Raw genomic sequence first — 23370 nt, 5'->3', positions numbered from 1 at the left:
TGCCCGCCACCGTCGCCGCAGGGGCCGGTCCGCGGCGCAGTCGGTGGACCCGCGCAGGCATGGCATGTGCGGGCCCGGCCTGCGACGCCCGTTCACGACTTCGGCGACCGGTCCTTGATGCGCATGAAGGTGACCGAGTTGGCCGGGAAGGTGTAGGTGAAGGTGTCGGCGACGCCGTCGAACGTCGACCGGCGGGGGCGGATCGGCTGTGAGGTGGGGGTGTTGACCGCATCGGGATCCCCCTGGAGCGTGGTCAGCCGGGCGACCGGCGCGACGTCGGCCTCCGGACCCAGGTCGACGCGCGTACGGGCAGCCGTGTCCTGAGCGTTGACGACCTTCACGATGAGATCACCTGTGGTCTCGTCCCGGGTCACCACCTGGCGGAAGGGCTCGGCGGCCTTGTCGTCGGTGAAGCGTCCCCACTCCTTGCCGTCGAGGAACAGCGTCACCTGCCGTCCGCGGACCTGGATCCGCAGGTCGTACTCACGGCCGGTCTCGATCGTGGTGCCGTCCTCCATCATCGTCTGCTTGGCGCCGCCGACCGATTTCTCCACGGCAGAGCGCGTGTTCCCCCAACCGCCCAGGTTCCACCAGTAGTAGTTGCCGGTGTCCTTGACGCCGAAGGCGACGAGGAAGCCCTCACGCCCCGAGCGCTTGGTCGCCTTCACCTGCAGGTCGTAGTCGTGCCAGGCGGGGTCCCCGGCGGTGACCAGAGTGTTCTCGGCCGTGGCGTCGGTCTGCACGTACGCGCCGTCCTGGATCGTCCACGATCCGCGGCCGGCGGCCCTGGTCCACTGCGCGTCGCCGTCGGAGAAGTCGTCACTGAAGCGGGCGTTGCCGTCCGCGGAGGTGACCTCGACGTCGTCGTACGCAGCGCTGGTGGCCCAGGTCGACAGGCCGACGGCGCCGCTGATCGGAGCCACAGTGGAGGGCGTGGCGGAGGCCTTGCTGGGCACCACCCGATCTCCGACATTGGTCATGAACAGCTTCTGCATCTCGTAGCTGGTCGAGCCCCACGACCTCTGGCCGTCGAACCAGATCATGTCGGGACGCCATTGCACGGAGTCCACGTTGGCGAGGAGCGGAGCGTACGACGCCAGTTTGACGACGTCGGCGTTGCGCTCGAGCCCGGTCATGTACGCCGCTTCGGTGAGAGCGTTGTAGAAACGGTTGTCCTGGGAGGCGTACTCGCCGAGGAAGACCTTCGGGCCCTTGCGGTCGTAGGAGTCGTAGCGGTGGTTGTTCTCCAGGAACCACTGCGGGCTGTTGTAGTAGTGCTCGTCGACCATGTCGACGTTGTGTTGCCGGTTCAGCTCCCAGGCGCGGTCGAAGGTCCGGCCGCTGTCGTCGGGCCCGGAGTTGCTGATCACCCTGATGTCCGGGTACTTCGCCTCGATGGCCTTGCGGAACTCGGTGAAGCGCTTGAAGAACTCGTCGGGCAGGTTCTCTTCGTTGCCGACCTCGAGATGGGTCAGGCCGAAGGGCTTCGGGTGGCCCATCTCCGCCCGCTTCTTGCCCCACGTCGACGTTACGGGGCCGTTTGCGAACTCGATCAGGTCGAGGGTGTCCTGAATGTGCCGCCGGAGAAGCTCAGGGTCGTCGGTCGCGCGGTTCTCACCGCAGCCGGTGACGAGCGCGGGCACGACAGGCAGCGCCATGGCGCCGATGTCCTCGGCGAACTGGAAGTACTCGTAGTAGCCGATGCCGTAGGACTGGTTGTAGCCCCAGAAGTTGGCGTTGGTCGCCCGCTGCTCGACCGGACCGATGGTGTCCTTCCACTGATACGACCGCCGCCGCTGCCAGTCCGGGGCCTCGTACGCCTCGTGGCTCCCGGTGTTGACCAGGCAGCCGCCGGGGAACCGCAGGAATCCCGGCTTCAGTGCGGCGATCTTCTCGGCGAGGTCCCTGCGCATGCCGTTCGGCCGACTCTTGTAGGTGTCCTGAGGGAAGAGCGAGACCATGTCGAGCCGGACCGTGCCCGCACCGCCCGCGGTCACCGCGAGGCGGCCGTTCGCGCTCGTGGTGCGCGCGGTGAGCGTCCCCGAGTACTTCGTCCAGCGGTCCCCTCGCACCGTGATGCGCAGCGGTTCCGCGAGCAGCGTGCCTCCGGCGGCGTCCTTCAGGCCGACCGTCAGCGGCGTGCCGGAGCCCCGGTCGGTGCGTGCCCACACCGAGAAGGCGTATCGCTCGCCCTGCTTGACGGCGATGCCGGAGTTGTAGCCGGCGTTGGTGACACCGAACCGCGCTGCCTCGCCGCCCCCGCCGTTCAGCCGCAGCCGCAGATGGCGACGGTTGCGCTCATTCAGGCGGCTCTCGTCGTCCACCACGTCCGCGGCGCCCGTCGCACCGCCGGTCGCGGTGGTGGTCCACGCGGTCAATGGCTTGTACGAGGCGTTGTCCGCACGGTCGTACTCGAAGGACCGGTTCTGGACGAGCTCGGCGTACAACCCGCCGTCGGCGGCGCGGTTGATGTCCTCGTAGAAGACGCCGTACATGGTGTCGTCGATGGCGGGGCCGGTGCGGGTCGGGTCGACAGCGAGCGAGTAGTCGGCGGCGGCCGGCATGGGCGCGCTCGTGGCGGTGGGAAGCACGATGAGCGGTGCACCGGCGAGCAGGACCCCCACCGTGGGGACGAGCCTCGATCGTATGCGTGACCGGCTCGGCGGGGCAGATCCGGTCGCCTCTGTCGCCATGCCGAACTCCTCGAGTGTTCGATATACCGGACGGGGTACGGGATTTCGCCCGGAGAGAATGGCGCCAGCCGTGTCGCCGCGTCAACACCCGTGACACGCGGCCCGCGGATCGCGCGCGGTGGTGTGGCTACTTCGGTGCGTAAATCATGCCGAGTTTGTCGATCTCGTCGCCGGAGCGGCCGGTGAAGCCGATGATCTGCCAGTCGGAAGGCGCGGTGTAGGTCACCGTGTCCGAGGTGGCGCTGCCGGCCGAGAGGGTGCGGCCTGTGCTGGTGGTGAAGGCGGCGGAGAAGATCCTGGTGTGGCCGTCCTTCTTGCCCTGGGTCAGCGTGACCGAGGTGAGGTGTTCGCCGGCCGCCAGGGTGAGGGAGACAGGGGTGCCGCCCGTACGGCCGTGGCTGAGCACCGTACCGCCGTCCAAGGCGAGGGAGACGGCGTCCAGGCGGGAGCCGCCGCGCAGAGTGAGTGTGCGTCCCTGGGGCCTGGCCGGGAGGTTGTCGGCGTCGTTGAAGGCGGTGCCGTGCGGGCCCCCGAACGTGTCGCTGGCGCGGCGGTTCGACGGCAGGGACCAGCTGAAGTCGACGGTGTGCGGGAAGTGGTCCGACAGGTGCTTGCCGTCGGAGTCGAGGAACTTCTGCCAGTCGTTGTTGTAGCGGGTAGCGGTGAGGTTCACCAGCGGGCCCGAGCGGTAGAAGACCTTGTCGACGACCTCGCAGGTGTTGGTGGGGGCGGCCCTGTCGCAGAGCAGCGCCTCGCTGCCGGCCGGGGGAGCGGAGCCGCCGCGGACCAGCTGCACCCAGGCGTCGGTGAGTCCGTTCTCGCTGACGAGGGTGCGGATGTTGTCCCCGGTGCGCGTGTAGCGGGTGTTGGTGTCACCCATGACGATGACGGCGTTGCCGCTGCTGTTGGCCTGGATGAAGTCCGACAGCTGCTCGATGTTGGCGCGCCGGGCTGCCAGAGCCGCGTCGTCGGAGTCGGCGTTGGTGTGGACGTTGTACAGGTCGACGAGAACGCCTTCGGCGAGGCGGACCCGAGCCAGGGTGAAGCCCTTTGGGGTGAGGCAGTTGGTACCCGTGCAGTCGTTCCAGCGGACCCGCTGGGAGTCGTCGAAGACGTAGTCGGACAGGGTGTTCAGCCCGTCGCCGAAGCCGGCGCCGCCGCTGGTGGCGGTGCGGTGGGTGTGGCGGTCGTTGGCGTACAGCGAGGCGTGGTAGTTGAAGTCCTCCTGGACGTTGACGATGTCGTAGGCACCGAGGCGCTGGCCGATCAGCGGGGTGTTCTTCTCGGGGTCGCTGTCGCCGAGTCCGAGCGGGAGTCCGGCGATGTTGTACGTGAGCACATTGAAGGTGCCGGAGGTGTCGTCCGCGGCGGCGGATGTCGCACCCGAGGCGGTGAGGCCGGTCAGCGCTATCGCGCCGGCGGCTATGACGCCGATGAGTCTTCGCATGGTGGGGGACTCCTCGAGAGGTCTGTCAGAACATGCCAACAGCGGGGGGCGTCGGAGCAGTCGTGCCGACGCGAAGCGGGAGTTTGGAGTGCTGGGTCGGCCCTGTGGGGCGAGGCGCTCGTGATGCGAAGCAACTTAGGGATTGAGAGCCCTCGTTGCAATGGTTAGTTTATTCACTGGCCTAACGCACTCTCAACTGCTAAGTATCACAACCGCAGACGTGCGCCTTGCGTCCCACGCTGGATCCGATAGTCAAGGACTTGGTTCTCCTGACCGAACGAACTGAGGAGTTCGAGTGAGTAACGTGCTCGCGCCCGGCCCCCAGCACCGCTTTGCCTTCGGACTCTGGACGGTGGGCCACCCGGGAACAGACCCGTTCGGGGCCCCCGTGCGTCCGCCGCTGGAACCGGGCGAGATCGTGCGCCGTCTCGGTGACCTGGGCGTGTGGGGCGTCAGCTTCCATGACGACGACCTGCTGCCACCCGGACTGAGTGCGGCGGAACGTCAGCAGCGGCTGACCGGCTTCAGGAAGGCGCTGGACGCGACGGGGGTCGTGGTCTCGATGGGTACCACGAACCTGTTCACCCACCCGGTCTTCAAGGAAGGGGCATTCACCGCGAACGACCCGGAGATCCGGCGGTATGCGCTGGCCAAGGTGATGCGTTCGATCGACCTCGCCGCCGAGTTCGGCGCGCCCACGTACGTGTTCTGGGGCGGCCGCGAGGGCGTGGAGGCGATGGCCGCCAAGCCCGCGTGCGAGGCCCTGGACCGGTACCGGGAGGCGATCGACTTCCTCTGCGGGTACGTCCGTGACCGCGAATACCCGATGCGGTTCGCGTTGGAGCCGAAGCCGAACGAGCCGCGCGGCGACACGTTCCTGCCCACGATCGGCCACATGCTCGCCTTCATCGAAACGCTGGACCAGCCGGCGATGGTGGGGGTCAACCCCGAGGTCGCGCACGAGACCATGGCCGGCCTGAGCTTCTATCACGGGGTGGCGCAGGCGCTGTGGGCCGGCAAGCTGTTCCACATCGACCTCAACGCCCAGAAGCCCGGCCGCTACGACCAGGACCTGCGGTTCGGGTCCGAGGAGGTCAAGGACGCGTTCTTCCTGGTGAAGCTGCTGGAGGAGGCCGGGTACCAGGGCCCGCGGCACTTCGACGCCCGGCCGTACCGGACCGACGCCGGCGAGGACGTATGGGAGTTCGCGGCCGGCTGCATGCGCACCTATCTGATCCTGGCGGACAAGGCTCGGCGTTTTGCCGTCGATGGGGACATCCAGGCCGCGCTGAGCGCGGCCGGGGCGTCCGACCTGGCGACCCCGACCGTCGGCGGTCACACGCGCGAGGCAGCAGAGAAACTGAAGGCCACCGAGTTCGATCCGGACGTCCTGGCGGATCGCGGCTACCACAACGAGCGGCTCGACCAGCTCGTGATGGAACTGCTGCTCGGGGTCCGGTGAGGGACCAGGACCGCCCATGAGCCAGCGGATTGTCGCGGGGGTGGACAGCTCCACTCAGTCCACGAAGGTACTCGTGGTGGACGTCGATGACGGGACTGTGCTCGCGTCCGGGCTCGCGCGCCACCCAGTGGAAGGTACCGACGGCGCACGGCAGACCGACCCCGAGGCGTGGTGGCGCGCGCTGCGCGACGCGCTCGCGCAGACCGGGTTCGCCCGCCAGGTGGCGGCAATCGCGGTCGCCGGGCAGCAGCACGGCCTTGTCACCCTCGACCGGGCCGGCCGCCCGGTCCGCCCCGCGCTGCTGTGGAATGACACCCGATCAGCACCAGAGGCCACGCTGCTCATCGACGCCCTCGGCGGCCCCGCCGAGTGGGCGGCGTGCACCGGCACCGTACCGGTGGCCGCCATCACCGCCACGAAGTGGGCATGGCTGCGCCGGGCCGAACCGCACCACGCGGCTGCGACGTCGGCGGTCCGGCTGCCGCACGACTTCCTCACCGAGCGCCTGGCGGGACGCGCGGTCACCGACCGCGGCGACGCCTCGGGTACCGGTTGGTACGCCACCTCCGCCGGCGCCTACGAACCCCGGGTGCTCGACCTGCCGCTGCTGGAGCTCGACCCGGCCCTGCTTCCCGAGGTGTGTCCCGCGGACCAGCCCGTCGGCACGACCCGTCGCCCGGCAGCGAACGACCTGGGCCTGCGCGAGGCCTGCGTGGTTGCGGCGGGTACCGGCGACAACATGGCCGCTGCCCTCGGCCTCGGCCTCACCCCGGGGCAGCCTGTGCTGAGCCTGGGAACCTCCGGCACGGCATTCGCGGTGTCCACGCGTCGGCCCGGCGACCCGACCGGCGTCGTCGCCGGCTTCGCTGACGCCACCGGCCGGTACCTGCCCCTGGCCTGCACGCTTAACTGCACCCTGGCCGTTGACCGGGTGGCGGCGCTGCTCGGCGTGTCCCGCGAGGACACCGAACCCGGCGGCAACCTGGTCGTCCTGCCGTTCCTCGACGGTGAACGCACCCCGAACCTGCCGCGCGCCTCCGGCCTGCTGACCGGCGTGCGCCACGACACCACTGCGGGCCAGATCCTACGAGCCGCGTACGAGGGCGCCGTCTACGCTCTGCTCGACGCACTGGAACGGGTGTCCGAGGTGGGTAGTGGGGTCGATCCCGCGGCCCCACTCCTCCTCATCGGCGGTGGATCACGTGGCGCAGCTTGGCAGGACGTCGTGCGACGCCTGTCCGGCCGCGCCGCGCTGGTCCCCGACCAGCGAGAACTGGTCGCCCTCGGCGCCGCAGCCCAGGCGGCGAGCTGCCTGACGGGCGAGCCCGCAACGGAGATCGCACAGGGTTGGCACACGACCCGCGGGGCGGTGCACGATCCAGTAGCGCGCGACGACGAGACGCTGTACCGGATCGCCGCAGTCCTCGACCGTTCTCGTCCATTGCTCGACGCGTGAGGGCCACCTGCGCGTACCGCCGCCCCCGTATGCGCGGGCACCCCGGTACGTCGGTGGACCGATACGAGAAACCGCGGGCGTCCAGGCACCGGCGGTGGTCCCCCGAACGCATTCATGACCTGCGATGCTGGGCTTCCGCGGGTGCGCTCGCACGATAGGAGTGGTTGCACAGATGGTTGATGGCACCGCGCTGGCCCCCGTGCGACAGCAGTCGATGCGTCGGCACAATCTCGCGCTCGTCATGCGGTACGTCGCCGAGCACGGCCCGGTCTCGCGTGCCCAGATCGCCACGGCCAGCGGCCTGACCAAGGCAACTGTCTCCGCGCTCATCGACGAACTGATCAAAAGCGGACTGACCGCGGAACTCGGTGCGCAGCTGCGGGCTCACACCGGCCGCCCGAGCCGCCCCCTCGCGCTCAACCCCGATGGTCCCGTCGGTATCGGCTTGGAGATCAACGTCGACTACGTCGCGATCGCGGTGCAGAACCTGGCCGGCGAGATCCGCATGCAGAAGGTGTGCCGGGGGGACAGCCGCGGCTCGGACCCGGACGTGGTGCTCGGGCGCGCGACGAGCCTGACGCAGGAAGCGTTCGCCGCCGCGGACGAACACGGATGGGACGTGCTGGGCCTCGCCGTCGCCGTACCCGGACTTACCGATCCCGAACGAGGTCTCCTCCGGCGCGCGCCCAACCTCGGGTGGTCCGACGTGCCCGTCGTCGACACGCTCCGCCGGCTGCTCGGCCGCCCCGACCTACAGATCCACGTCGACAATGAGGCCAACCTGGCCGCGCTCGGCGAGCTGTGGTTCGGCGGCGGCCGGGAGTGGGGTGACTTCGTCCATGTGTCCGGCGAAATCGGGGTCGGGGCAGGCCTCGTCGTCGGCGGGCAACTGTTCCGCGGCGCGCACGGATTCGCTGGCGAACTGGGGCACGTGGCCGTCCAGCCACGCGGCCCACGCTGCGCGTGCGGCGCGCGCGGCTGCCTGGAACAGGTCTCCGGACAGGAGGCGATCCTGCGCGCCGCGGGCCTGAGCACCGCGGCCGCCACCGCCATCGGACAACCCGAGGGATCCATCGCCGAACTCGTGGCCCGGGCGCAGCGAGGCGAAGCCAACGCGGGCCGCGCGATCAGGGAGGCCGGCAAGTACCTCGGCATCGCCGTGTCGTCACTGGTCAACGTGGTGGACCCGGCGACCGTGGTACTGGGAGGCCTGTACGCCACGCTCGCCCCCTGGCTGCGAGAGCCGGTCGAGCGCCAGCTGCGTGAGCGCGCCATCGCGAACCCCTGGTCGAAGGTCACCGTCGAGGTTTCCCGCCTGGCCGGCGAAGCCGCGGTGCGTGGCGCTGCCGGCGTCGTCGTCCAGCGAGTGATCGCCAACCCCGGACTGCGCCCGCCGACTTACTGAGACGCTTTGAGCACGTCAACTCCTCGGCCGCCGCGTGCTCCCGCGATCCGGGCCTCCGCCCGGTCCCATGCGGCATGATCGCCCCTCGGCTCATGGCGCCGCAGCGCCTGCGTCTCCCGCAGCAGGGCGCGGAGCCGGGCCAATCCGCCGCGCACCGCCCCGGCCGTACGGGCCTGCACCAGTACGTTCCCGAGCGCCGCGGCTTCCGCGGGACCCGCCACCACGGGCAGTCCGCAGGCGTCGGCGGTGAGTTGGCACAGCAGCTCGTTGCGCGCGCCGCCGCCGACGACGTGCACGGTGTCGACCGTACGGCCGGACAGCCGCTGTGCGTCGGCGACCGCGCAGCGGTGGCCCAGGGCCAGGGAGTCCAGCACGCAGCGGGTCGTCTCGGCCGGGTCGCGCGGCACGGGCTGGCCGGTGCGGCGGCAGGCCTCGGCGATTCGCTCCGGCATTCGTCCGGGCGCGAGGAACGCAGGGTCGCCCGTATCGACGACCGAGCGCAGCGGCGTTGCGGCCGCGGCCCGCGCCAGCAGCCCGTCGAGCGGCTGCGGACGGCCCGCGGACTCCCAAGCGCACAGGCACTCCTGGAGCAGCCACAGGCCCATGATGTTGCGCAGGTAGCGGACGGTGCCGTCCACGCCCAGCTCGTTGGTGAAGTTGGCGCGGCGGCTGTCCTCGGTCAGGACCGGGGCGTCGAGCTCCAGACCGGCCAGCGACCACGTGCCGGTGGCGATGTACGCGAACCGCTCCCCGGACGCCGGGACCGCCACGACGGCGGAGGCCGTGTCGTGCGAGCCCACGGCGGTCACCGGCACGGGCCCGGTCAGCCCAGTCTCCTCCAGTACGGCGAGAAGAAGCGTCCCCGCCGGGTCCCCGGGACGGCGCAGTGACGGGAAGAGCGACAGGTCGATACCCAGGGCGTCCGCGACCTGACGTGCCCAGTTGCGGGTGCGCGGGTCGACGAGCTGGGTGGTGGAGGCGTTGGTGAGCTCGGTCCCGGCTTCGCCTGTCAGCCAGTAGGAGACAAGGTCCGGGATCAGCAGCAGCCGGTGACCCGCGGCGAGGGCGGGCGTACCCCGGGCGGCGATGAGCTGGTAGACGGTGTTGAACGGCAGATACTGCAGGCCGGTGGCCGCGTAAAGCTCTGCAGGCGTCAGGGCGTCCGCGACCTCGGCGGGGGCGCCCTGCGTACGGGCGTCCCGGTAGTGGACGGGGTTGCCGATGAGCGCGCCGCTGGCGTCGAGCAGGCCGTAGTCGACGGCCCACGCGTCGATACCGACGCTCGCGAGCCGACTCCCGGCTGCGCGCCCCGCGGCACGCAGCCCGTCGAGCACTCCCCGGTACAGCGCGAGGATGTCCCAGTGCAGGGTGGGGCCCACGCGCACGGGCGTGTTCGGGAACCGGTGGACCTCTTCCAGGACGAGGGTTCGCTGCCCGGCGCGCCCGACCATGACGCGCCCACTGGACGCGCCGAGGTCGACGGCGGCGAAGGGGAGGGGGTCGGTTGGTGACATGTTCGTCCGTCCTCACAAGGGTGTGGGCACCCACAACGCGACGCGTGAGCACGCGTGTCAGCGCAGGAAGGCCGCTGCGACGCCGGCGTCGACGGGAATGTGCAGCCCCGTCGTGTGGCTCAGATCCCCGCCGGTCAAGGCGAACACCGCGTTGGCGACATGCTGGGGGAGCACCTCGCGCCCCAGCAGGGTGCGCCGGGCGTAGAACTCGCCCAGTTCCTCCTCCCGTACGCCGTACACCGCGGCCCGCTGCGCCCCCCACCCTCCCGCGAAGATGCCGGAGCCGCGGACGACGCCGTCGGGGTTGACGCCGTTGACGCGGATGCCGTGCTCGCCCAGCTCGGCCGCCAGCAGCCGTACCTGGTGCGCTTGGTCGGCCTTCGCCGCCCCGTACGCGATGTTGTTCGGGCCCGCGAACACACCGTTCTTGGAGGCGATGTAGACGATGTCGCCGCCCATGCCCTGGGCCGTCATGACGCGAGTGGCCTCCCGAGAGACGAGGAAGGAGCCGCGCGCCATGATGCGGTGCTGCCGGTCCCAGTCGTCGGCCGTGGTCTCCAGCAGGGGCTTGGAGATGGAAATGCCCGCGTTGTTGACCACCAGGTCGACGCCGCCGAAGGCGAGCGCCGCCTCCGTGAACGCGGCGGCGATCTGCTCCCCGGACGTGACGTCCATGGTCACCGCGACCGTCCGGTCCGGGCCGCCGAGTTCACCGGCCACGGCCGCGGCACCCTCCGCGTTCACGTCGGCGACGACCACGCAAGCGCCCTCGGCCGCCAGTCGGTGCGCGATGGCCCTGCCGATGCCCGAGCCTGCACCCGTGACCAGCGCGACACGCGTGGCGAGCGGCTTCGGTGCCGGCATCCGGCGGAGCTTGGCCTCCTCCAGCTCCCAGTACTCGATGCGGAACTTCTCCGCCTCCTCGATGGGCGCGTACGAGGAGACGGCCTCAGCCCCACGCATCACGCCGATCGCGTTGAGGTAGAACTCGCCCGCCACGCGCGCCGTCTGCTTGTCCTTGCCGAAGCTGAACATGCCGATGCCGGGCACCAGCACGATCGCCGGGTCGGCGCCACGCATCGCGGGGGAGTCGGAGGTCGCGTGGCGCTCGTAGTACGCGCGGTAGTCCTCGCGGTAGACGGTGTGCAGCTCCTTCAGCCGGGCCGCCGCCTCCTTCAGGGGCGCGTTCGCGGGCAGGTCCAGCACCAGTGGCCTGACCTTCGTCCGCAGGAAGTGATCGGGGCAGGAAGTGCCGAGCGCGGCAAGACGGGGATGCTCCCTTCGGGAGAGGAAGTCCAGTACGGCCTCGGCGTCCGTGAAGTGGCCGACCTGCGGGCGGTCAGTGGAGGCCAGACCGCGGATCAGCGGGGCCAGCGCGGCGGCGCGGGCCCGCCTCGCGGCCTCCGGCAGCGGCTCGTACCCCTCGAGCACCGGGCCGAACGGCTCCGCCCTGCCGCGTTCGGCGATGAACCGCTCAGCGGTGCGGATGATGTGCAGTGAGTTGCCCTCGCACTCATCGGACGTGTCGCCCCAGGCGGTGATGCCGTGTCCGCCGAGGACGCAGCCGACCGCCTCCGGGTTGGCGGCCTTGACGGCCGCGATGTCCAGGCCCAGCTGGAATCCGGGGCGCCGCCACGGCACCCACGCGACACGGTCGCCGAAGCACTCCTTGGTCAGCGCCGCTCCGTCCGCCGCACAGGCGAGGGCAATGCCCGAGTCGGGGTGGAGGTGGTCGACGTGGGCGGCGGCCACGAGGCCGTGCATCGCGGTGTCGATGGACGGGGCTGTGCCGCCTTCCCCCGGGAGCCATCCCTTGCCGTGCAGGCAGTAGTCGAGGGCCGCGACCATCTCGTCCTCGCGCTCCACGCCCAGGTAGACGTCGGTGAGCGCGCGCAGCCGGTCCAGCCGCAGCACAGCGAGCCCGCTGGGCCGCAGCGTCCCGAGGTCCCCGCCCGAGCCCTTGACCCACATCAGCTCGATCTCACGACCCGTCACCGGATCGGTGTCCGTGCCCTTGGCGGAGGTGTTGCCGCCCGCGAAGTTGGTGTTGCGCGGGTCCGCCCCGAGCCGGTGCGACCGAGCGAGCAGTTGATCGATCTGCGGGTGCTGCGCCATGTCGGGTCAGGCCCCCCACCCGGCTTGCGTGCCGCCCACCCGCTCCGAGCGGATCTTGTCCGCCCAGCCGGAGCGTTGGTACGCGCCGAGCGGATCCGGGTCGATGCCCAGATCGCTGCGGACCTCGGCGAGTAGCGGCCGTACGTCCGTGGCGTACGCGTCCATCAGTGCGGCATTGGCGCCGAGCACATCCCCCTCCCGCTGGGCCGCCGACAGGGCGTCGCCGTCGACGAGCAGCGCCTTGGCCGTGGCCTCCTGCACATTCATCACCGAGCGGATGATCGCCGGTATCTTCGGCTCGATGTTGTGGCACTGGTCGAGCATGAAGGCGGTGTCCGGGGACAGGCCACCGCCACGGACGACCTCGTACATGATGCGGAAGAGTTGGAACGGATCCGCCGCGCCGGCCATCAGATCGTCGTCCGCGTAGAAGCGGGAGTTGAAGTCGAAGCCGCCCAGCCTGCGCTCGCGCAGCAGCAGCGCGACGATGAACTCGATGTTGGTGCCGGGCGCGTGGTGGCCGGTGTCCACCACCACCTGGGCCTGGTCGCCCAGCTTCAGGCAGTGTGCGTACGCCGTGCCCCAGTCCGGGACGTCGGTCGCGTAGAAGGCCGGCTCGAAGAGCTTGTACTCCAGGAGCATCCGCTGCCCCTCGCCCAGCCGCTCGTACACCGCGGCGAGGGCGTCCGCGAGCCGGTCCTGGCGGAGGTGGAGGTCGTCCTGGCCCGGGTAGTTGGTGCCGTCGGCGAACCACAGCTTGAGGTCGCGGGAGCCGGTGACGTCCATGATGTCGACGCACTCCAGCAGATGGTCCAACGCCTTGCGGCGCACGGCGGGATCGGGGTGGGTGACCGAGCCGAGCCGGTAGTCGTCGTCCTGGAAGACGTTGGCGTTGATCGCGCCGATCCGCAGACCGAGTTCGCGGGCGTAGGCGGCCAGCGCCGGGTAGTCGTCCACCCGGTCCCAGGGGATGTGCAGGGCGACGGCCGGGGCGGCACCCGTGTGGGCGTGGACGCGGGCCGCGTCGTCGAGCTTCTCGCGGGGTGTGCGAGGCACGCCGGGCTGGGCGAACACCTTGAACCGGGTACCGGAGTTGCCGTACGCCCACGAGGGAGTCTCGAGGGCCTGGCTCCTGAGTGCTGCCTTCACGGCGGAGACCGCGGTCATGGATCAGTGCTCCCGTGGGTCGAGCGTGGTGGCCGCGCGTCGCACGAGGCGGACGGGCAGTCGCATGAATCGTTTCATTCCTCGGAAACTAGGATGGCTCCTCGGGCGTGTCAAGGCATAGGTGGGGGACGACGAACCTAACTTCTCTTGCGGCGCCCATTGACGCTCCGGCCCCGGCGCGTTTAGCTTCCGTGAAATCACTTGAAACCTTTCAGGGAAGCTGATGAAGCAGTCCGACACGGGCACGGCCCCCGTCCTGGAGCTCAGGGACGTGTTCAAGTCCTTCGGCGCCGTACGGGCGCTGCGGGCCGTCTCCCTGCAATTGCTCCCCAGCGAGATCCACGCGCTCGCCGGGGAGAACGGCGCGGGCAAGTCCACCCTCATCAAGGTGCTCGCCGGCGTGCATCTGCCCGACTCAGGCCAGATCCTGCTCGACGGCCAACCGGCGGTCTTCAACAGCCCCGCCGACGCCCGGGCCGCTGGCATCGCCGTCATCCACCAGGAACCGACCCTCTTCCCCGACCTCTCCGTCGCGGAGAACCTCTTCATGGGCCGTCAGCCCCGCCGCTCCCTCGGCCGCATCGACCGCCGTGCCGCGCACACCGCGACCGCCGACCTCATGGACCGGCTCGGCGTCGCCCTCGACCCCGACCGGCCCGCCCGCGGACTCTCCATCGCCGACCAGCAGATCGTCGAGATCGCCAAGGCGCTCTCCCACCCGGCCACCGCCGAGGGGCCTCGTACCTCCGCCCGCGTGCTCGTCATGGACGAGCCCACGGCCGCCCTCACAGGAAGTGAGACCGCCCGGCTCTTCTCGGTCGTCGAGGGCCTGCGCGCGGCGGGAGCGGCCGTACTGTTCATCTCCCACCGGCTCGAGGAGATCTTCGGGCTCTGCACGCGCGTCACCACCCTGCGGGACGGCTGCCTGGTGGCCTCCGAACCGCTGGCCGGCCTCACCGAGGACGACGTCGTCCGCCGCATGGTGGGCCGCGACCTCGACGCCCTCTACCCCAAGCAGTGCACGACCCTCGGCGACACCGCCCTGTCCGTGCGTCGTCTCACCCGCGAGGGCGTCTTCCGCGACATCTCGTTCGACGTACACCGGGGCGAGATCGTCGCTCTCGCGGGGCTTGTCGGCGCCGGACGCAGCGAGGTTGTCCAGGCCGTCTTCGGAGTGGACCGGGCAGACGCGGGCGAGGTGCACGTGGGCGGCAAGGCTCTGCCCGCCGGCTCGCCAACTGCCGCCATGGACGCCGGCATCGCGCTCGTCCCCGAGGACCGACGCCAGCGCGGACTGGTCATGGAGATGTCCATCGAGCGCAACATCGGCCTCACCGGCCTGAACAGGCTGGGCAAGGGGGGTCTGGTGCGCCGCGCCCTCGAGCGCGGGCGGGCCGCCGACTGGGCGGCCAGGCTCCGGCTCAAGTACGACAAGCTCTCCGACAGCGTGGGGATGCTCTCCGGCGGCAACCAGCAGAAGGTCGTGCTCGGAAAGTGGCTGGCCACGGAGCCGGCGGTGCTCATCGTCGACGAGCCCACCCGCGGCATCGACGTCGGCACCAAGGCCGAAGTGCACCGGTTGCTGTCCTCCCTCGCCGCCGAAGGCCTCGCCGTGCTCATGGTCTCCTCCGACCTCCCCGAAGTCCTCGGCATGGCCGACCGCGTCCTCGTCATGCACGAGGGTCGGCTGGTCGCCGAGATCCCGCGCGCGGAGGCCACCGAGGAGTCCGTGATGGCCGCCGCTACCGGCCTGGGCGGAACGGCCGTGGCGGCATGACGACAGCGTTGGACAAGCCCCCCGCCGCGCTCGCCCCGGAGCGGAGCGATGCCCGCGCTCTCGTCGACGCCGTCTTCCGGGCCCGGGAGATCAGCATCGGCGGCGCGCTGGTGCTGCTCGTCTTCGGCACCTGGATCGCCAACCCCTCCTTCCTCGACAGCCAGGGCACCAAGGACCTCCTGCTCAACTCCTCGATCCTGGTGCTGCTCGCCGTCGGACAGTCCGTCGTCGTGGTGACCCGCCACATCGACCTGTCGGTGGGCTCGGTCGTCGGCCTCACCGCGTTCACCCTCGGAGACTTCGTCTCCGGCACCGACGACGGACCGCTCACCGTGATGCTCCTCGGCATTGGCATCGGCGCCGTGTGCGGCCTGGTGAGCGGGGCCCTCGTCAGCCTTGGCAAGGTGCCCGCGCTCGTCGTCACGCTCGGCATGCTGTATGTCGTCCAGGGCGTCGACTACGCCCTGGCGCACGGCGGCCAGATCAACGCGGTGCACCTGCCCGACTCCGTGCTCTCACTGGGCAGCGGCAGCGTCCTCGGCATTCCCTACCTGCCGCTGATCTCGGTCACGGTGCTCGCCGCCACCGCCTACTTCCTTCGGACCTACCGCAGTGGCCGTGAGCTGTATGCCATCGGATCCAGCCCCGAGGCCGCACGGCTGGCCGGCATCCCCATCCGCCGCCGCGTGCTGGCGGCCTATGTGTTCTCCGGCGCCGTCGCCGGTCTCGCCGGCGCCCTCTGGCTGGCGCGCTTCGGCACCGTCGTCGCCAACGCGGCGAGCGGCTGGGAACTCACCGTGGTCAGCGCGGTGGTCGTCGGCGGAGTCGCCATCACCGGCGGCACCGGCTCGGTGTCCGGCGCGGCGCTCGGCGCCCTGCTGCTCACCACCATCTCCGGCGCTCTGGTCGTCCTCAAGGTGGACCCCTTCTGGGAGCAGGCCATCACCGGTGCCCTGCTGATCCTCGCCATCTCCGCCGATCGCATCGTGCAGATCCGCACCACGCACGCCCTGAGGAAGAGGAGCAGGCGATGACCGCACTCACCACGCTCCTGCGCTGGGACAGCATCGTCGGTGTCCTGCTGGTCTCCGTCTTCCTCGTCGGGACCGGCACCACCGAGGGCTTCGCGGACACCGCCAATCTCTCCGCCGCCTTCAACGACATCGCCGAAGTAGCCCTCATCGCCCTGCCGATGACCCTCCTGGTCGTCGCAGGTCAGGTCGATCTCTCCGTCGCCTCGATGCTGGGTCTGTCCAGCGCGCTCGCGGGCGCGCTGTGGAACGCGGGCTGGGCCTTCGAGATGATCGTGCCGGTCTGTCTGCTGGTCGGCGCGCTGGGCGGACTGCTCAACGGCTGGCTGGTCACCCGGGTCGGACTGCCCTCCCTCGCCGTCACCATCGGCACTCTCGCCCTCTTCCGGGGCCTGGCCTCCGTGGTGCTCGGCACCGAGGCCGTCGCCGACTTCCCCGAGTCGTATGCCCAGTGGGCGACGCACACCACGACCGTGCCCGGGACATTCGTCCCGTACCCGGTCGCGCTGTTCGTCGTGCTCGCCGCGATCACTGCCGTCGTGCTGCACTGCACCGGCTTCGGACGGTCGCTGTTCGCCATCGGCGCGCAGGAGGACGCCGCGTACTTCGTAGGGATCCGGGTCAAGCGGATCAAGCTGGTGCTCTTCCTGGTCTCCGGTGTGTTCGCCTCATTCGCCGGCATCGTCTACACGCTGCGGTACGGAAGTGCCCGCGCCGACAACGGCCTTGGCCTCGAACTCGTCGTCATCGCCTCGGTACTGCTCGGCGGCATCCACTTCGACGGTGGCAAGGGCACCCTCGGCGGCGCGGTCGCCGGGGTGCTGCTCATCGGGCTGCTGCGCAATCTGCTCACCCTCAACGACGTCTCCAGCGAGATCCAGGTGGTGGTTACGGGACTGTTGCTGATCGCCTCCGTGCTGACCCCGCGGCTCGTCTCCGTGATCTCCGAACGCCGGCACCGGCGGGCCGCGGCCGCCACCGCCCCCTAGCCCCCGGCCCTCACCTTTTCGTACCCGTACGTCCTGAAAGGCTGTCCCCTCATGCACCTGCACTCCCGCACACGCCGCGGCTCCCTCGCCGCGTCCGCGGCCGTCTGCGCCCTCGCCGTCACCGTGGGCGGTTGCTCGGGCACCACCAAGGACTCCGCCAGGTCCGACACCCAGGGGGCCGCGGGGAAGGCCACCGCCAACCCGGACGCCGAACTGAAGAAAGGACTGAAGCTCGCCTTCCTGCCCAAGCAGATCAACAACCCGTACGAGAAGATCGTCGACGACGCGGGCATCGAGACGACCAAGGAGTTCGGCGGCACCGGCAAGGAGGTCGGGCCCTCCGACGCCAGCGCCTCTTCCCAGGTCTCGTACATCAACAGCCTGATCCAGCAGCGCCAGGACGCCATCCTCATCGCGGCCAACGACCCGAACGCGGTGTGCACCCCGCTGAAGACCGCAATGAAGCAGGACATCAAGGTCGTCGCCTACGACTCCGACACCGCGAAGGACTGCCGTCAGCTCTTCATCAACCAGGCCGGCTCCGAGGAGATCGGCCGCAGCCAGGTGCGGCACATCGCCGAGCAGCTCGACCACAAGGGCGAGATCGCGATCCTCTCGGCCACCCAGAACGCGACCAACCAGAACACCTGGATCGAGTTCATGAAGGACGAGCTGAAGAAGCCCAAGTACAAGGACATGACGCTGGTCAAGGTCGCCTACGGTGACGACGACGACCAGAAGTCCTTTCAGGAGACTCAGGGCCTGCTCAAGGCGTATCCGAAGCTGAAGGGCATCATCTCGCCCACTACGGTCGGCATCGCCGCCGCTGCGCGCTACATCAGCTCCTCCTCCTACAAGGGGAAGGTCGTCATAGGCGGTCTGGGAACGCCCAACCAGATGCGCAAGTACGTGAAGGACGGCACGGTCGAGCAGTTCTCGTTGTGGGACCCGAAGAAGCTCGGCTACCTCGGCGCGTACGCCGCCGCAGCCCTGGCCTCCGGACAGATCACCGGTGCCGAGGGCGAGAAGTTCACGGCCGGGAAGCTCGGCGAGTACGAGATCGGCAAGGACGGCGAGATCATCCTCGGCCCGCCAACCGTCTTCGACAGGAAGAACATCGACGAGTTCGACTTCTGAGACAGGACAGGCGGTACGAGGACATGCAGCGCGTCTGCTTTCTACTGAAGGTCCGCCAGGACCGGCTCGACGAGTACCGCGAACGGCACGCGGCGGTCTGGCCCGACATGCTCGAAGCCCTCTCAGCCACCGGCTGGCACAACTACTCGCTCTTCCTGCGCGAGGACGGACTGCTCGTCGGCTACCTGGAGACCGAGGACTTCGCGAAGGCCCAGGCCGCCATGGCCGCCACCGAGGTCAACTCCCGCTGGCAGGCCGAGATGGCGGACTTCTTCGAGGCGCTCGACGGCGAGCGGCCTGACGAGGCGATGAAACCGCTCACCGAAGTGTTCCACCTCGCCTAGGAGACCACTGAACCCACTGACACACCCGGAGACCTCCCATGAGACGACCCCCGACCCGCGTGGTACTGGCAACCGCCCTGCTCTCCGCCGTATCCCTGTCCGGCACCGCCGCGCAGGCGGCCGACCCCACCCCGGCGGTCAGCAGGATCGCCGACACCCGGCTCGACTCCCGGGCCCTGTACTTCGTGTCATACAACGGCCTGGTCAACAACGGCTCGTTCCAGAAGAACGGACTGCTCACCTACAAGGGGCACCAGTACGCGGCCTGGTACACCGCGGACCGCAGCGCGGTCATCGCCCGTCGGGCACTGGGCTCGTCGGACTGGCGGACCGTCAAGCTTCCCCACAAGCTGCGCTACAACGACTCCCACAACGTGATCTCCATGGGTGTGTCGAAGCTCGACGGGCGTCTGCACATCAACATGGACTCGCACAGTGACGGCTTCTTCTACGTGAGGTCGGCTGCCGGACTGCTCGACGACCCCGGCGGACGGGCATGGACCGCGAGCGAGTTCGGCGCCGTGCAGACCACCCTCGACGGCCTCACCCTCACCTGGCAGTTCACCTACCCGCAGTTCATCTCCACCCCGGAGGGGAGGCTCCAGCTCAGCTACCGTGTCGCCGGATCCGGCAACGGCCGCAACGCCCTCGCCGAGTACGACGGCAGGAGGTGGACGGCGCTCGGCGAGTGGACCAGCTCCACCGGCACGTACACCAGCGAGCACGGCTCCAGCAGCTCCCGCAACATGTACCTACACGGCATCGACTACAGCGCCGACGGCAGGCTGCACGCCTTCTTCACGTGGCGCGAGCAGAACGCCGCCGTGATGTGCAGCAGCGGGGGTCTCACCAACCACGACACCGGCTACGTCTACTCGACCGACCGCGGCCGCACCTGGCGCAACGCCGCCGGCACCGTCGTCGGCACCACCGGAGGCTCCGACCGGGTCTCCGTCAACGACACCGGCCTCGTCGTCGACCCGCTGAACCCCGACCACTCCCTGATGAACCAGGAGAGCCAGGCCACCGACTCCGCCGGCCGCCCGCACGCCGTCATCAGCTACGTCCCCGGCCGATTCGGGCAGTGCACCACCGACTACGTGCGCGACCGCACGGCGAACGGCCGCGCCTTCCACGTCCGCAAGGACGCGACGACCGGCGTCTGGCGGAAGACCGAGATCCCGGTGCCGCTGAACTCCAGCCAGCGCACGCACCTCGCCTTCGACAGGTACGACAACGCCTACGCCGTCATGCCGTACGGGAGGATCGCGGGGGCGTCCAAGGCCTCGGGCTACACCGACTGGAAACTGCTCTTCGACGGCAGCGGCCTGAACGCCTTCGGCGAGGTCGTCGTCGACGACACCCGGCTCGCCCAGGACGGCGTGCTGTCCTTCATGTACCAGCAGAAGTCCAGCGGTACGACGCCCTCGCCGATCCGCGTTGTCGACTTCGCCCTGCCCAAGTGATCGGAAGCCGGGCGGCCGAGCAGCAGCCTCGGCCCGGTGTACGGCAGTCGACCTGCGTAGCATGAGGCCGCGGCCGCGCACGGGGCCGAGGGAAGGCGGATGGTCGGAGCTCGTGACAGGCATGGTGGGCATCAAGGACGTCGCACGCGAGGCCGGGGTGTCGGTCGGCACGGTGTCGAACGTCATCAACCGCCCGGAGATGGTCGCTGAGGAGACCCGTGAGCGGGTCCTCGGAGTGATCGAGCGGCTGGGGTATGTGCGCAGTGAGATGGCGCGGCAGCTGCGGGCGGGCCGGAGCCGGATCATCGCGCTGTTGGTGCTCGACATGGCGAACCCGTTCTTCGTGGACGTGGCCACGGGGGCGGAGCGGGCTGCCCGTGCGGCCGGTCTCGGCGTGATGCTGTGCAACAGCGCGCAGAGCCCGAGCGAGGAGGCGGACTATCTCTCCCTCTTCGCGGAGCAGCGCGTGCGCGGCGTGCTCATCACGCCTGCCGACACCACGGGCCGGAATCTGGAGGGCTTCCGCCGGCAGGGCATCCCGTACGTCGTCGTGGATCGCGTGGTCCCCAGTGGCGAGGGGTGCTCGGTGTCGGTCGACGACGTCACCGGCGGCATGTTGGCCGTACGGCACCTGGTGGAATGCGGCCATGACAGCGTGACGTACATCAGCGGCCCCATGCATCTCGCCCAGTGCCAGGACCGGCGGACGGGGGCGCTGCGGGCGCTGGAGGACGCGGGTCTGCCGGCGGGACGGTTGCGGCATGTGGAGACCGAGCGGCTGGACGTGGCAGCCGGGCGGGACGCGGGGGCGCGGCTGCTGGGCATGTCGCCGCGCCCGACGGCGGTGTTCTGTGCCAACGACCTCCTCGCCCTCGGGGTGCTGCAGACGCTGTACGGCGCGGGGGTCCGCGTCCCGGAGGAGATGGCCCTGGTCGGCTACGACGACATCGAGTTCGCCGCCGCGGCGGCGGTGCCGTTGACCTCGGTGCGCCAGCCGGCGTTCCGCATGGGCCGTACGGCGGCGGAGTTGCTGATCGAGGAGACGGGGGAGCGGGCGGGGGAGCACGAGCACCAGCGCATCGTGCTCCAGCCGGAGCTCGTCGTCCGGGGCTCGACGCTGTCCCGCCCGCGCGGCTGAGCCCGCCGCAGGAGGCCACCACAGTCCGCCCTCGCCGGCGGGCACTCCGACGACGAGCGCCTGCTTCCGGCGTCGAGGGCCCGTAGCCGTCGGTCCGCCGCCTACCCGTTCGTGACCGGGCCGCCCGCGGTCTGCCGCCCCGGCGGGAGGAGCATGGCAAGGAGGATCAGGACCAGTTCGTCGACGACCTCGTCGAGCGTGGCGTCGACCCAGCCTGCGCTCCAGTCATGGAGGAGCCCGTTGACGGCGCCGATGAACGCGGTGGACGACAGCCGGTAGTCGCGTGGCGCGGCCTCTCCGCGCTCTGCTGCCGCCTCGGCTTCCGCGCGGATGAACTCCACCCAGCGCGACCGTCGGCTGAGCCGCTGGTGCTCCAACTGCGGGCTGACACCGACGATCTCGACGAACGCGATCCGAATCCGCCGGGGCTCGGAGGTGACGGCGGAGGCGTACGCGCGGAACGCCGCCGCCACGCGCTCCTCGAGGCCGAGGCCGGACGCCTCGGCGAGCGCCTCCGCCGCGGCCTGCTCCGCCCAGTCGTTGACGAGCAGATGGAGAGCGGCCAGCACCTCTTCGAGGCTGCGGAACTCCTCGTAGAACTGGCGGGTCGAGAGCCCGGCATCCGCGCAGAGCGCGGCCACGGACGTGGCGCGGTAGCCGGGGCTGTCGCCGAACAGCCGCATCCCGGCGTCGAGCAGCCGCTGCCGCCGCTCCGCCCGCCGATCCTGCGTCGACCGGCCCGCGTACCGGCCGGTGGGCCGCCTCACCTTGCCCGCCACGGTCAACTCCCTTGCCGCTGCTCGCCATTTTCCTGCTGCAGGCCACTTGTCGAGACGCGGAAGGGCCCCTTACCGTCGGTAACAGCAGTTGTGTGAGCTTCAACCTTTTCAGATTCGCCCCCCACCCCAGAGGACCCCCCATGCGCCGTCCCGCTCCCTCCCCTCCGACGAGATCCGCCCCCGGCACGCCCGCCCCGACCGCGAGGAGTGTCCTCGCCGGCCGGCACCCGGTCCGCCGCGCGATCTGCTTCGGCGCAGTGCTGGCTGCCGTGGCCGCGATCACCGGCGGCCACACCACCGCCGCCGCGGGCGAGGAAAGCCGCCCCCTGCACGATGTGATGCTCGTCGGCAACGGCCAGGGTGGGACGATCAGTTTCATCGACTCCCGCACCTTCGAGAACCTCGGCTCGTTCGACGCCGTGCCCGATCTCGAGCAGCGCATAGCCGAGATGGACCCCATCGAGCGGGCGGGCTACGAGATCGTCAACTCCACCCAGGGCTACCGCAAACTCGTCGACGACATGGCCGTGTCGCCCGACGGCAGGACGCTGTACGTCTCGCGCGGTGTGCTGTCCGACGTGGCGGCGTTCGACATCGCGAGCCGCCGGATGCTCTGGCGCCACGAGACCGAGGGGTTCAAGGCCGACCATGCCGCCCTCTCCGCCGACGGCGGCAGGTTCGTCGTCTCGGCGCTCACCGCGGGGAAGTCCGAGGTTCTCGACACCGCTACCGGCAAGCTCGTCACGACCTTCGCCACCGGCACGTATCCGCACGCCAACGACTACTCGCCCGACGGCAGCGTGCTCTACAACTCCAGCATCGGCGTCACCTCGCTGCCGAAGTGGCTCAACGGACTCAAGGGCAAGAAGCAGGTCACGGCGGTGGACGGAAAGACCTTCAAGCCGCTGCGCACCTATGACTTCGAGTACGGCGTCCGCCCTGCGGTCTTCACCGAGGACAACAAGACCATGTACGCCCAGCTCTCGTACCTCAACGGCTTCGTCGAGTACGACCTGGCCGCCGGGAAGATCACGCGCCGGGTGGAGATGCCGTTCAGCGAGCAGGCTGCGAAGGACCGCCCCGACGACTACCCGCAGAACTCCGCCCACCACGGCATGGCCATCAACCGCGGTGAGAACAAACTCTGTGTCGCCGGCACCATCGACGACTACGTCGCCATCGTCGACCGTCCTGGACTGAGCGCCGACGGATACGTCCACTACGACACCGACGCCCTGCCGTACTGGACCGCCACCGGCTCCGACGGCCGCCACTGCTTCGTCTCGCTCGCCAACGAGAACGAGGTGTCGGTGATCGACTACGCCACCGCGAAGGAGGTCGCCCGAGTCCCCACCGGCCACTTCCCGCAGCGCGAGCGCCCCGGCACCCTCACCGACGAGGCTCTGGCGTCCCTCGACCCCTCCAAGGGCTGAGCAGTTACCCGGTGACC

General features: G+C 70.0%; 17 protein-coding genes. 11 read left to right on the top strand and 6 right to left on the bottom strand.

Annotated elements, in window-relative coordinates:
• Positions 1 to 92: 92 nt before the first annotated feature.
• Complete coding sequence (locus ACTWQI_RS26795; protein ID WP_443274322.1) at positions 93 to 2693, bottom strand: alpha-L-arabinofuranosidase C-terminal domain-containing protein; 2601 nt, start codon at positions 2691 to 2693, stop codon at positions 93 to 95.
• Positions 2694 to 2820: 127 nt separating this feature from the next.
• Positions 2821 to 4140 (bottom strand): jacalin-like lectin, encoded by a 1320-nt coding sequence (locus ACTWQI_RS26790; protein WP_443274321.1) that lies wholly within the window; start codon positions 4138 to 4140, stop codon positions 2821 to 2823.
• 304 nt (positions 4141 to 4444) lie between these two features.
• Here ACTWQI_RS26790 and xylA point away from each other — a divergent pair, with 304 nt between their 5' ends.
• The 3 genes from xylA to ACTWQI_RS26775 all read left to right on the top strand — a co-directional run bounded on the left by xylA (position 4445) and on the right by ACTWQI_RS26775 (position 8463).
• A complete protein-coding gene (gene xylA, locus ACTWQI_RS26785) occupies positions 4445 to 5602 on the top strand; it encodes a xylose isomerase (RefSeq protein ID WP_443274352.1) in 1158 nt (385 codons plus the stop codon).
• 16 nt (positions 5603 to 5618) lie between these two features.
• The gene (gene xylB / locus ACTWQI_RS26780; RefSeq protein WP_443274320.1) at positions 5619 to 7058 is read left to right on the top strand and encodes a xylulokinase; all 1440 of its coding nucleotides are present in this window, start codon (positions 5619 to 5621) and stop codon (positions 7056 to 7058) included.
• A gap of 172 nt (positions 7059 to 7230) precedes the next feature.
• Positions 7231 to 8463 carry an ROK family transcriptional regulator gene (locus ACTWQI_RS26775; protein WP_443274319.1) on the top strand — a complete coding sequence of 411 codons (1233 nt, stop codon included), beginning with the start codon at positions 7231 to 7233 and terminating at the stop codon, positions 8461 to 8463.
• Here ACTWQI_RS26775 and ACTWQI_RS26770 read toward each other — a convergent pair.
• The 3 genes from ACTWQI_RS26770 to rhaI are packed head-to-tail and all read right to left on the bottom strand — an operon-like array spanning position 8457 to position 13259.
• Complete coding sequence (locus tag ACTWQI_RS26770) at positions 8457 to 9977, bottom strand: rhamnulokinase (protein WP_443274318.1); 1521 nt, start codon at positions 9975 to 9977, stop codon at positions 8457 to 8459. The genes ACTWQI_RS26775 and ACTWQI_RS26770 overlap by 7 nt on opposite strands.
• A 57-nt stretch (positions 9978 to 10034) precedes the next feature.
• A complete protein-coding gene (locus ACTWQI_RS26765) occupies positions 10035 to 12092 on the bottom strand; it encodes a bifunctional aldolase/short-chain dehydrogenase (RefSeq protein WP_443274317.1) in 2058 nt (685 codons plus the stop codon).
• Positions 12093 to 12098: 6 nt separating this feature from the next.
• Positions 12099 to 13259 (bottom strand): L-rhamnose isomerase, encoded by a 1161-nt coding sequence (gene rhaI, locus ACTWQI_RS26760; protein ID WP_443274316.1) that lies wholly within the window; start codon positions 13257 to 13259, stop codon positions 12099 to 12101.
• A 223-nt stretch (positions 13260 to 13482) separates the two neighbouring features.
• On the opposite strand from rhaI, the gene ACTWQI_RS26755 reads away from it, so the two are divergent.
• The 7 genes from ACTWQI_RS26755 (at position 13483) to ACTWQI_RS26725 (ending at position 21141) form a co-directional block, all read left to right on the top strand.
• The gene (locus ACTWQI_RS26755; RefSeq protein WP_443274315.1) at positions 13483 to 15036 is read left to right on the top strand and encodes a sugar ABC transporter ATP-binding protein; all 1554 of its coding nucleotides are present in this window, start codon (positions 13483 to 13485) and stop codon (positions 15034 to 15036) included.
• Positions 15033 to 16070 (top strand): ABC transporter permease, encoded by a 1038-nt coding sequence (locus ACTWQI_RS26750; protein WP_443274314.1) that lies wholly within the window; start codon positions 15033 to 15035, stop codon positions 16068 to 16070. The genes ACTWQI_RS26755 and ACTWQI_RS26750 overlap by 4 nt, the downstream gene beginning before the upstream one ends.
• Positions 16067 to 17056: an ABC transporter permease gene (locus tag ACTWQI_RS26745; protein ID WP_443274313.1), complete on the top strand. Its 990-nt coding sequence runs from the start codon at positions 16067 to 16069 to the stop codon at positions 17054 to 17056. The genes ACTWQI_RS26750 and ACTWQI_RS26745 overlap by 4 nt, the downstream gene beginning before the upstream one ends.
• Before the next feature lie 51 nt (positions 17057 to 17107).
• A complete protein-coding gene (gene rhaS, locus ACTWQI_RS26740) occupies positions 17108 to 18193 on the top strand; it encodes a rhamnose ABC transporter substrate-binding protein (protein ID WP_443274312.1) in 1086 nt (361 codons plus the stop codon).
• Between the two features lie 23 nt (positions 18194 to 18216).
• Positions 18217 to 18537 (top strand): L-rhamnose mutarotase, encoded by a 321-nt coding sequence (locus ACTWQI_RS26735; RefSeq protein WP_443274311.1) that lies wholly within the window; start codon positions 18217 to 18219, stop codon positions 18535 to 18537.
• A 38-nt stretch (positions 18538 to 18575) separates the two neighbouring features.
• Positions 18576 to 20003 carry a BNR repeat-containing protein gene (locus ACTWQI_RS26730; RefSeq protein WP_443274310.1) on the top strand — a complete coding sequence of 476 codons (1428 nt, stop codon included), beginning with the start codon at positions 18576 to 18578 and terminating at the stop codon, positions 20001 to 20003.
• A 121-nt stretch (positions 20004 to 20124) separates the two neighbouring features.
• Positions 20125 to 21141 (top strand): LacI family DNA-binding transcriptional regulator, encoded by a 1017-nt coding sequence (locus tag ACTWQI_RS26725; protein WP_443274351.1) that lies wholly within the window; start codon positions 20125 to 20127, stop codon positions 21139 to 21141.
• Positions 21142 to 21242: 101 nt separating this feature from the next.
• On the opposite strand, the gene ACTWQI_RS26720 is transcribed toward ACTWQI_RS26725, so the two are convergent.
• Positions 21243 to 21920: a TetR/AcrR family transcriptional regulator gene (locus ACTWQI_RS26720; RefSeq protein WP_443274309.1), complete on the bottom strand. Its 678-nt coding sequence runs from the start codon at positions 21918 to 21920 to the stop codon at positions 21243 to 21245.
• Between the two features lie 140 nt (positions 21921 to 22060).
• Here ACTWQI_RS26720 and ACTWQI_RS26715 point away from each other — a divergent pair, with 140 nt between their 5' ends.
• On the top strand, positions 22061 to 23353 hold the full coding sequence (locus ACTWQI_RS26715; protein ID WP_443274308.1) for a hypothetical protein: 1293 nt from the start codon (positions 22061 to 22063) through the stop codon (positions 23351 to 23353).
• Positions 23354 to 23370 lie beyond the last annotated feature (17 nt).

Origin of the sequence: Streptomyces sp. KR80 (assembly GCF_052245555.1) — a bacterium.
In the GTDB taxonomy this organism is placed as follows: Bacteria; Actinomycetota; Actinomycetes; order Streptomycetales; family Streptomycetaceae; genus Streptomyces.
The sequence above is the reverse complement of the archived record's forward strand: the minus strand, read 5'-3'. Positions and strand labels throughout refer to the sequence as shown.

Coding starts and splice junctions, on each gene's coding strand:
- ACTWQI_RS26795 (WP_443274322.1), bottom strand. CDS start 2,693: ATGGCGACAGAGGCGACCGGATCTGCCCCGCCGAGCCGGTCACGCATA.
- ACTWQI_RS26790 (WP_443274321.1), bottom strand. CDS start 4,140: ATGCGAAGACTCATCGGCGTCATAGCCGCCGGCGCGATAGCGCTGACC.
- xylB (WP_443274320.1), top strand. CDS start 5,619: ATGAGCCAGCGGATTGTCGCGGGGGTGGACAGCTCCACTCAGTCCACG.
- ACTWQI_RS26775 (WP_443274319.1), top strand. CDS start 7,231: ATGGTTGATGGCACCGCGCTGGCCCCCGTGCGACAGCAGTCGATGCGT.
- ACTWQI_RS26770 (WP_443274318.1), bottom strand. CDS start 9,977: ATGTCACCAACCGACCCCCTCCCCTTCGCCGCCGTCGACCTCGGCGCG.
- ACTWQI_RS26765 (WP_443274317.1), bottom strand. CDS start 12,092: ATGGCGCAGCACCCGCAGATCGATCAACTGCTCGCTCGGTCGCACCGG.
- rhaI (WP_443274316.1), bottom strand. CDS start 13,259: ATGACCGCGGTCTCCGCCGTGAAGGCAGCACTCAGGAGCCAGGCCCTC.
- ACTWQI_RS26755 (WP_443274315.1), top strand. CDS start 13,483: ATGAAGCAGTCCGACACGGGCACGGCCCCCGTCCTGGAGCTCAGGGAC.
- ACTWQI_RS26750 (WP_443274314.1), top strand. CDS start 15,033: ATGACGACAGCGTTGGACAAGCCCCCCGCCGCGCTCGCCCCGGAGCGG.
- ACTWQI_RS26745 (WP_443274313.1), top strand. CDS start 16,067: ATGACCGCACTCACCACGCTCCTGCGCTGGGACAGCATCGTCGGTGTC.
- rhaS (WP_443274312.1), top strand. CDS start 17,108: ATGCACCTGCACTCCCGCACACGCCGCGGCTCCCTCGCCGCGTCCGCG.
- ACTWQI_RS26735 (WP_443274311.1), top strand. CDS start 18,217: ATGCAGCGCGTCTGCTTTCTACTGAAGGTCCGCCAGGACCGGCTCGAC.
- ACTWQI_RS26730 (WP_443274310.1), top strand. CDS start 18,576: ATGAGACGACCCCCGACCCGCGTGGTACTGGCAACCGCCCTGCTCTCC.
- ACTWQI_RS26725 (WP_443274351.1), top strand. CDS start 20,125: ATGGTGGGCATCAAGGACGTCGCACGCGAGGCCGGGGTGTCGGTCGGC.
- ACTWQI_RS26715 (WP_443274308.1), top strand. CDS start 22,061: ATGCGCCGTCCCGCTCCCTCCCCTCCGACGAGATCCGCCCCCGGCACG.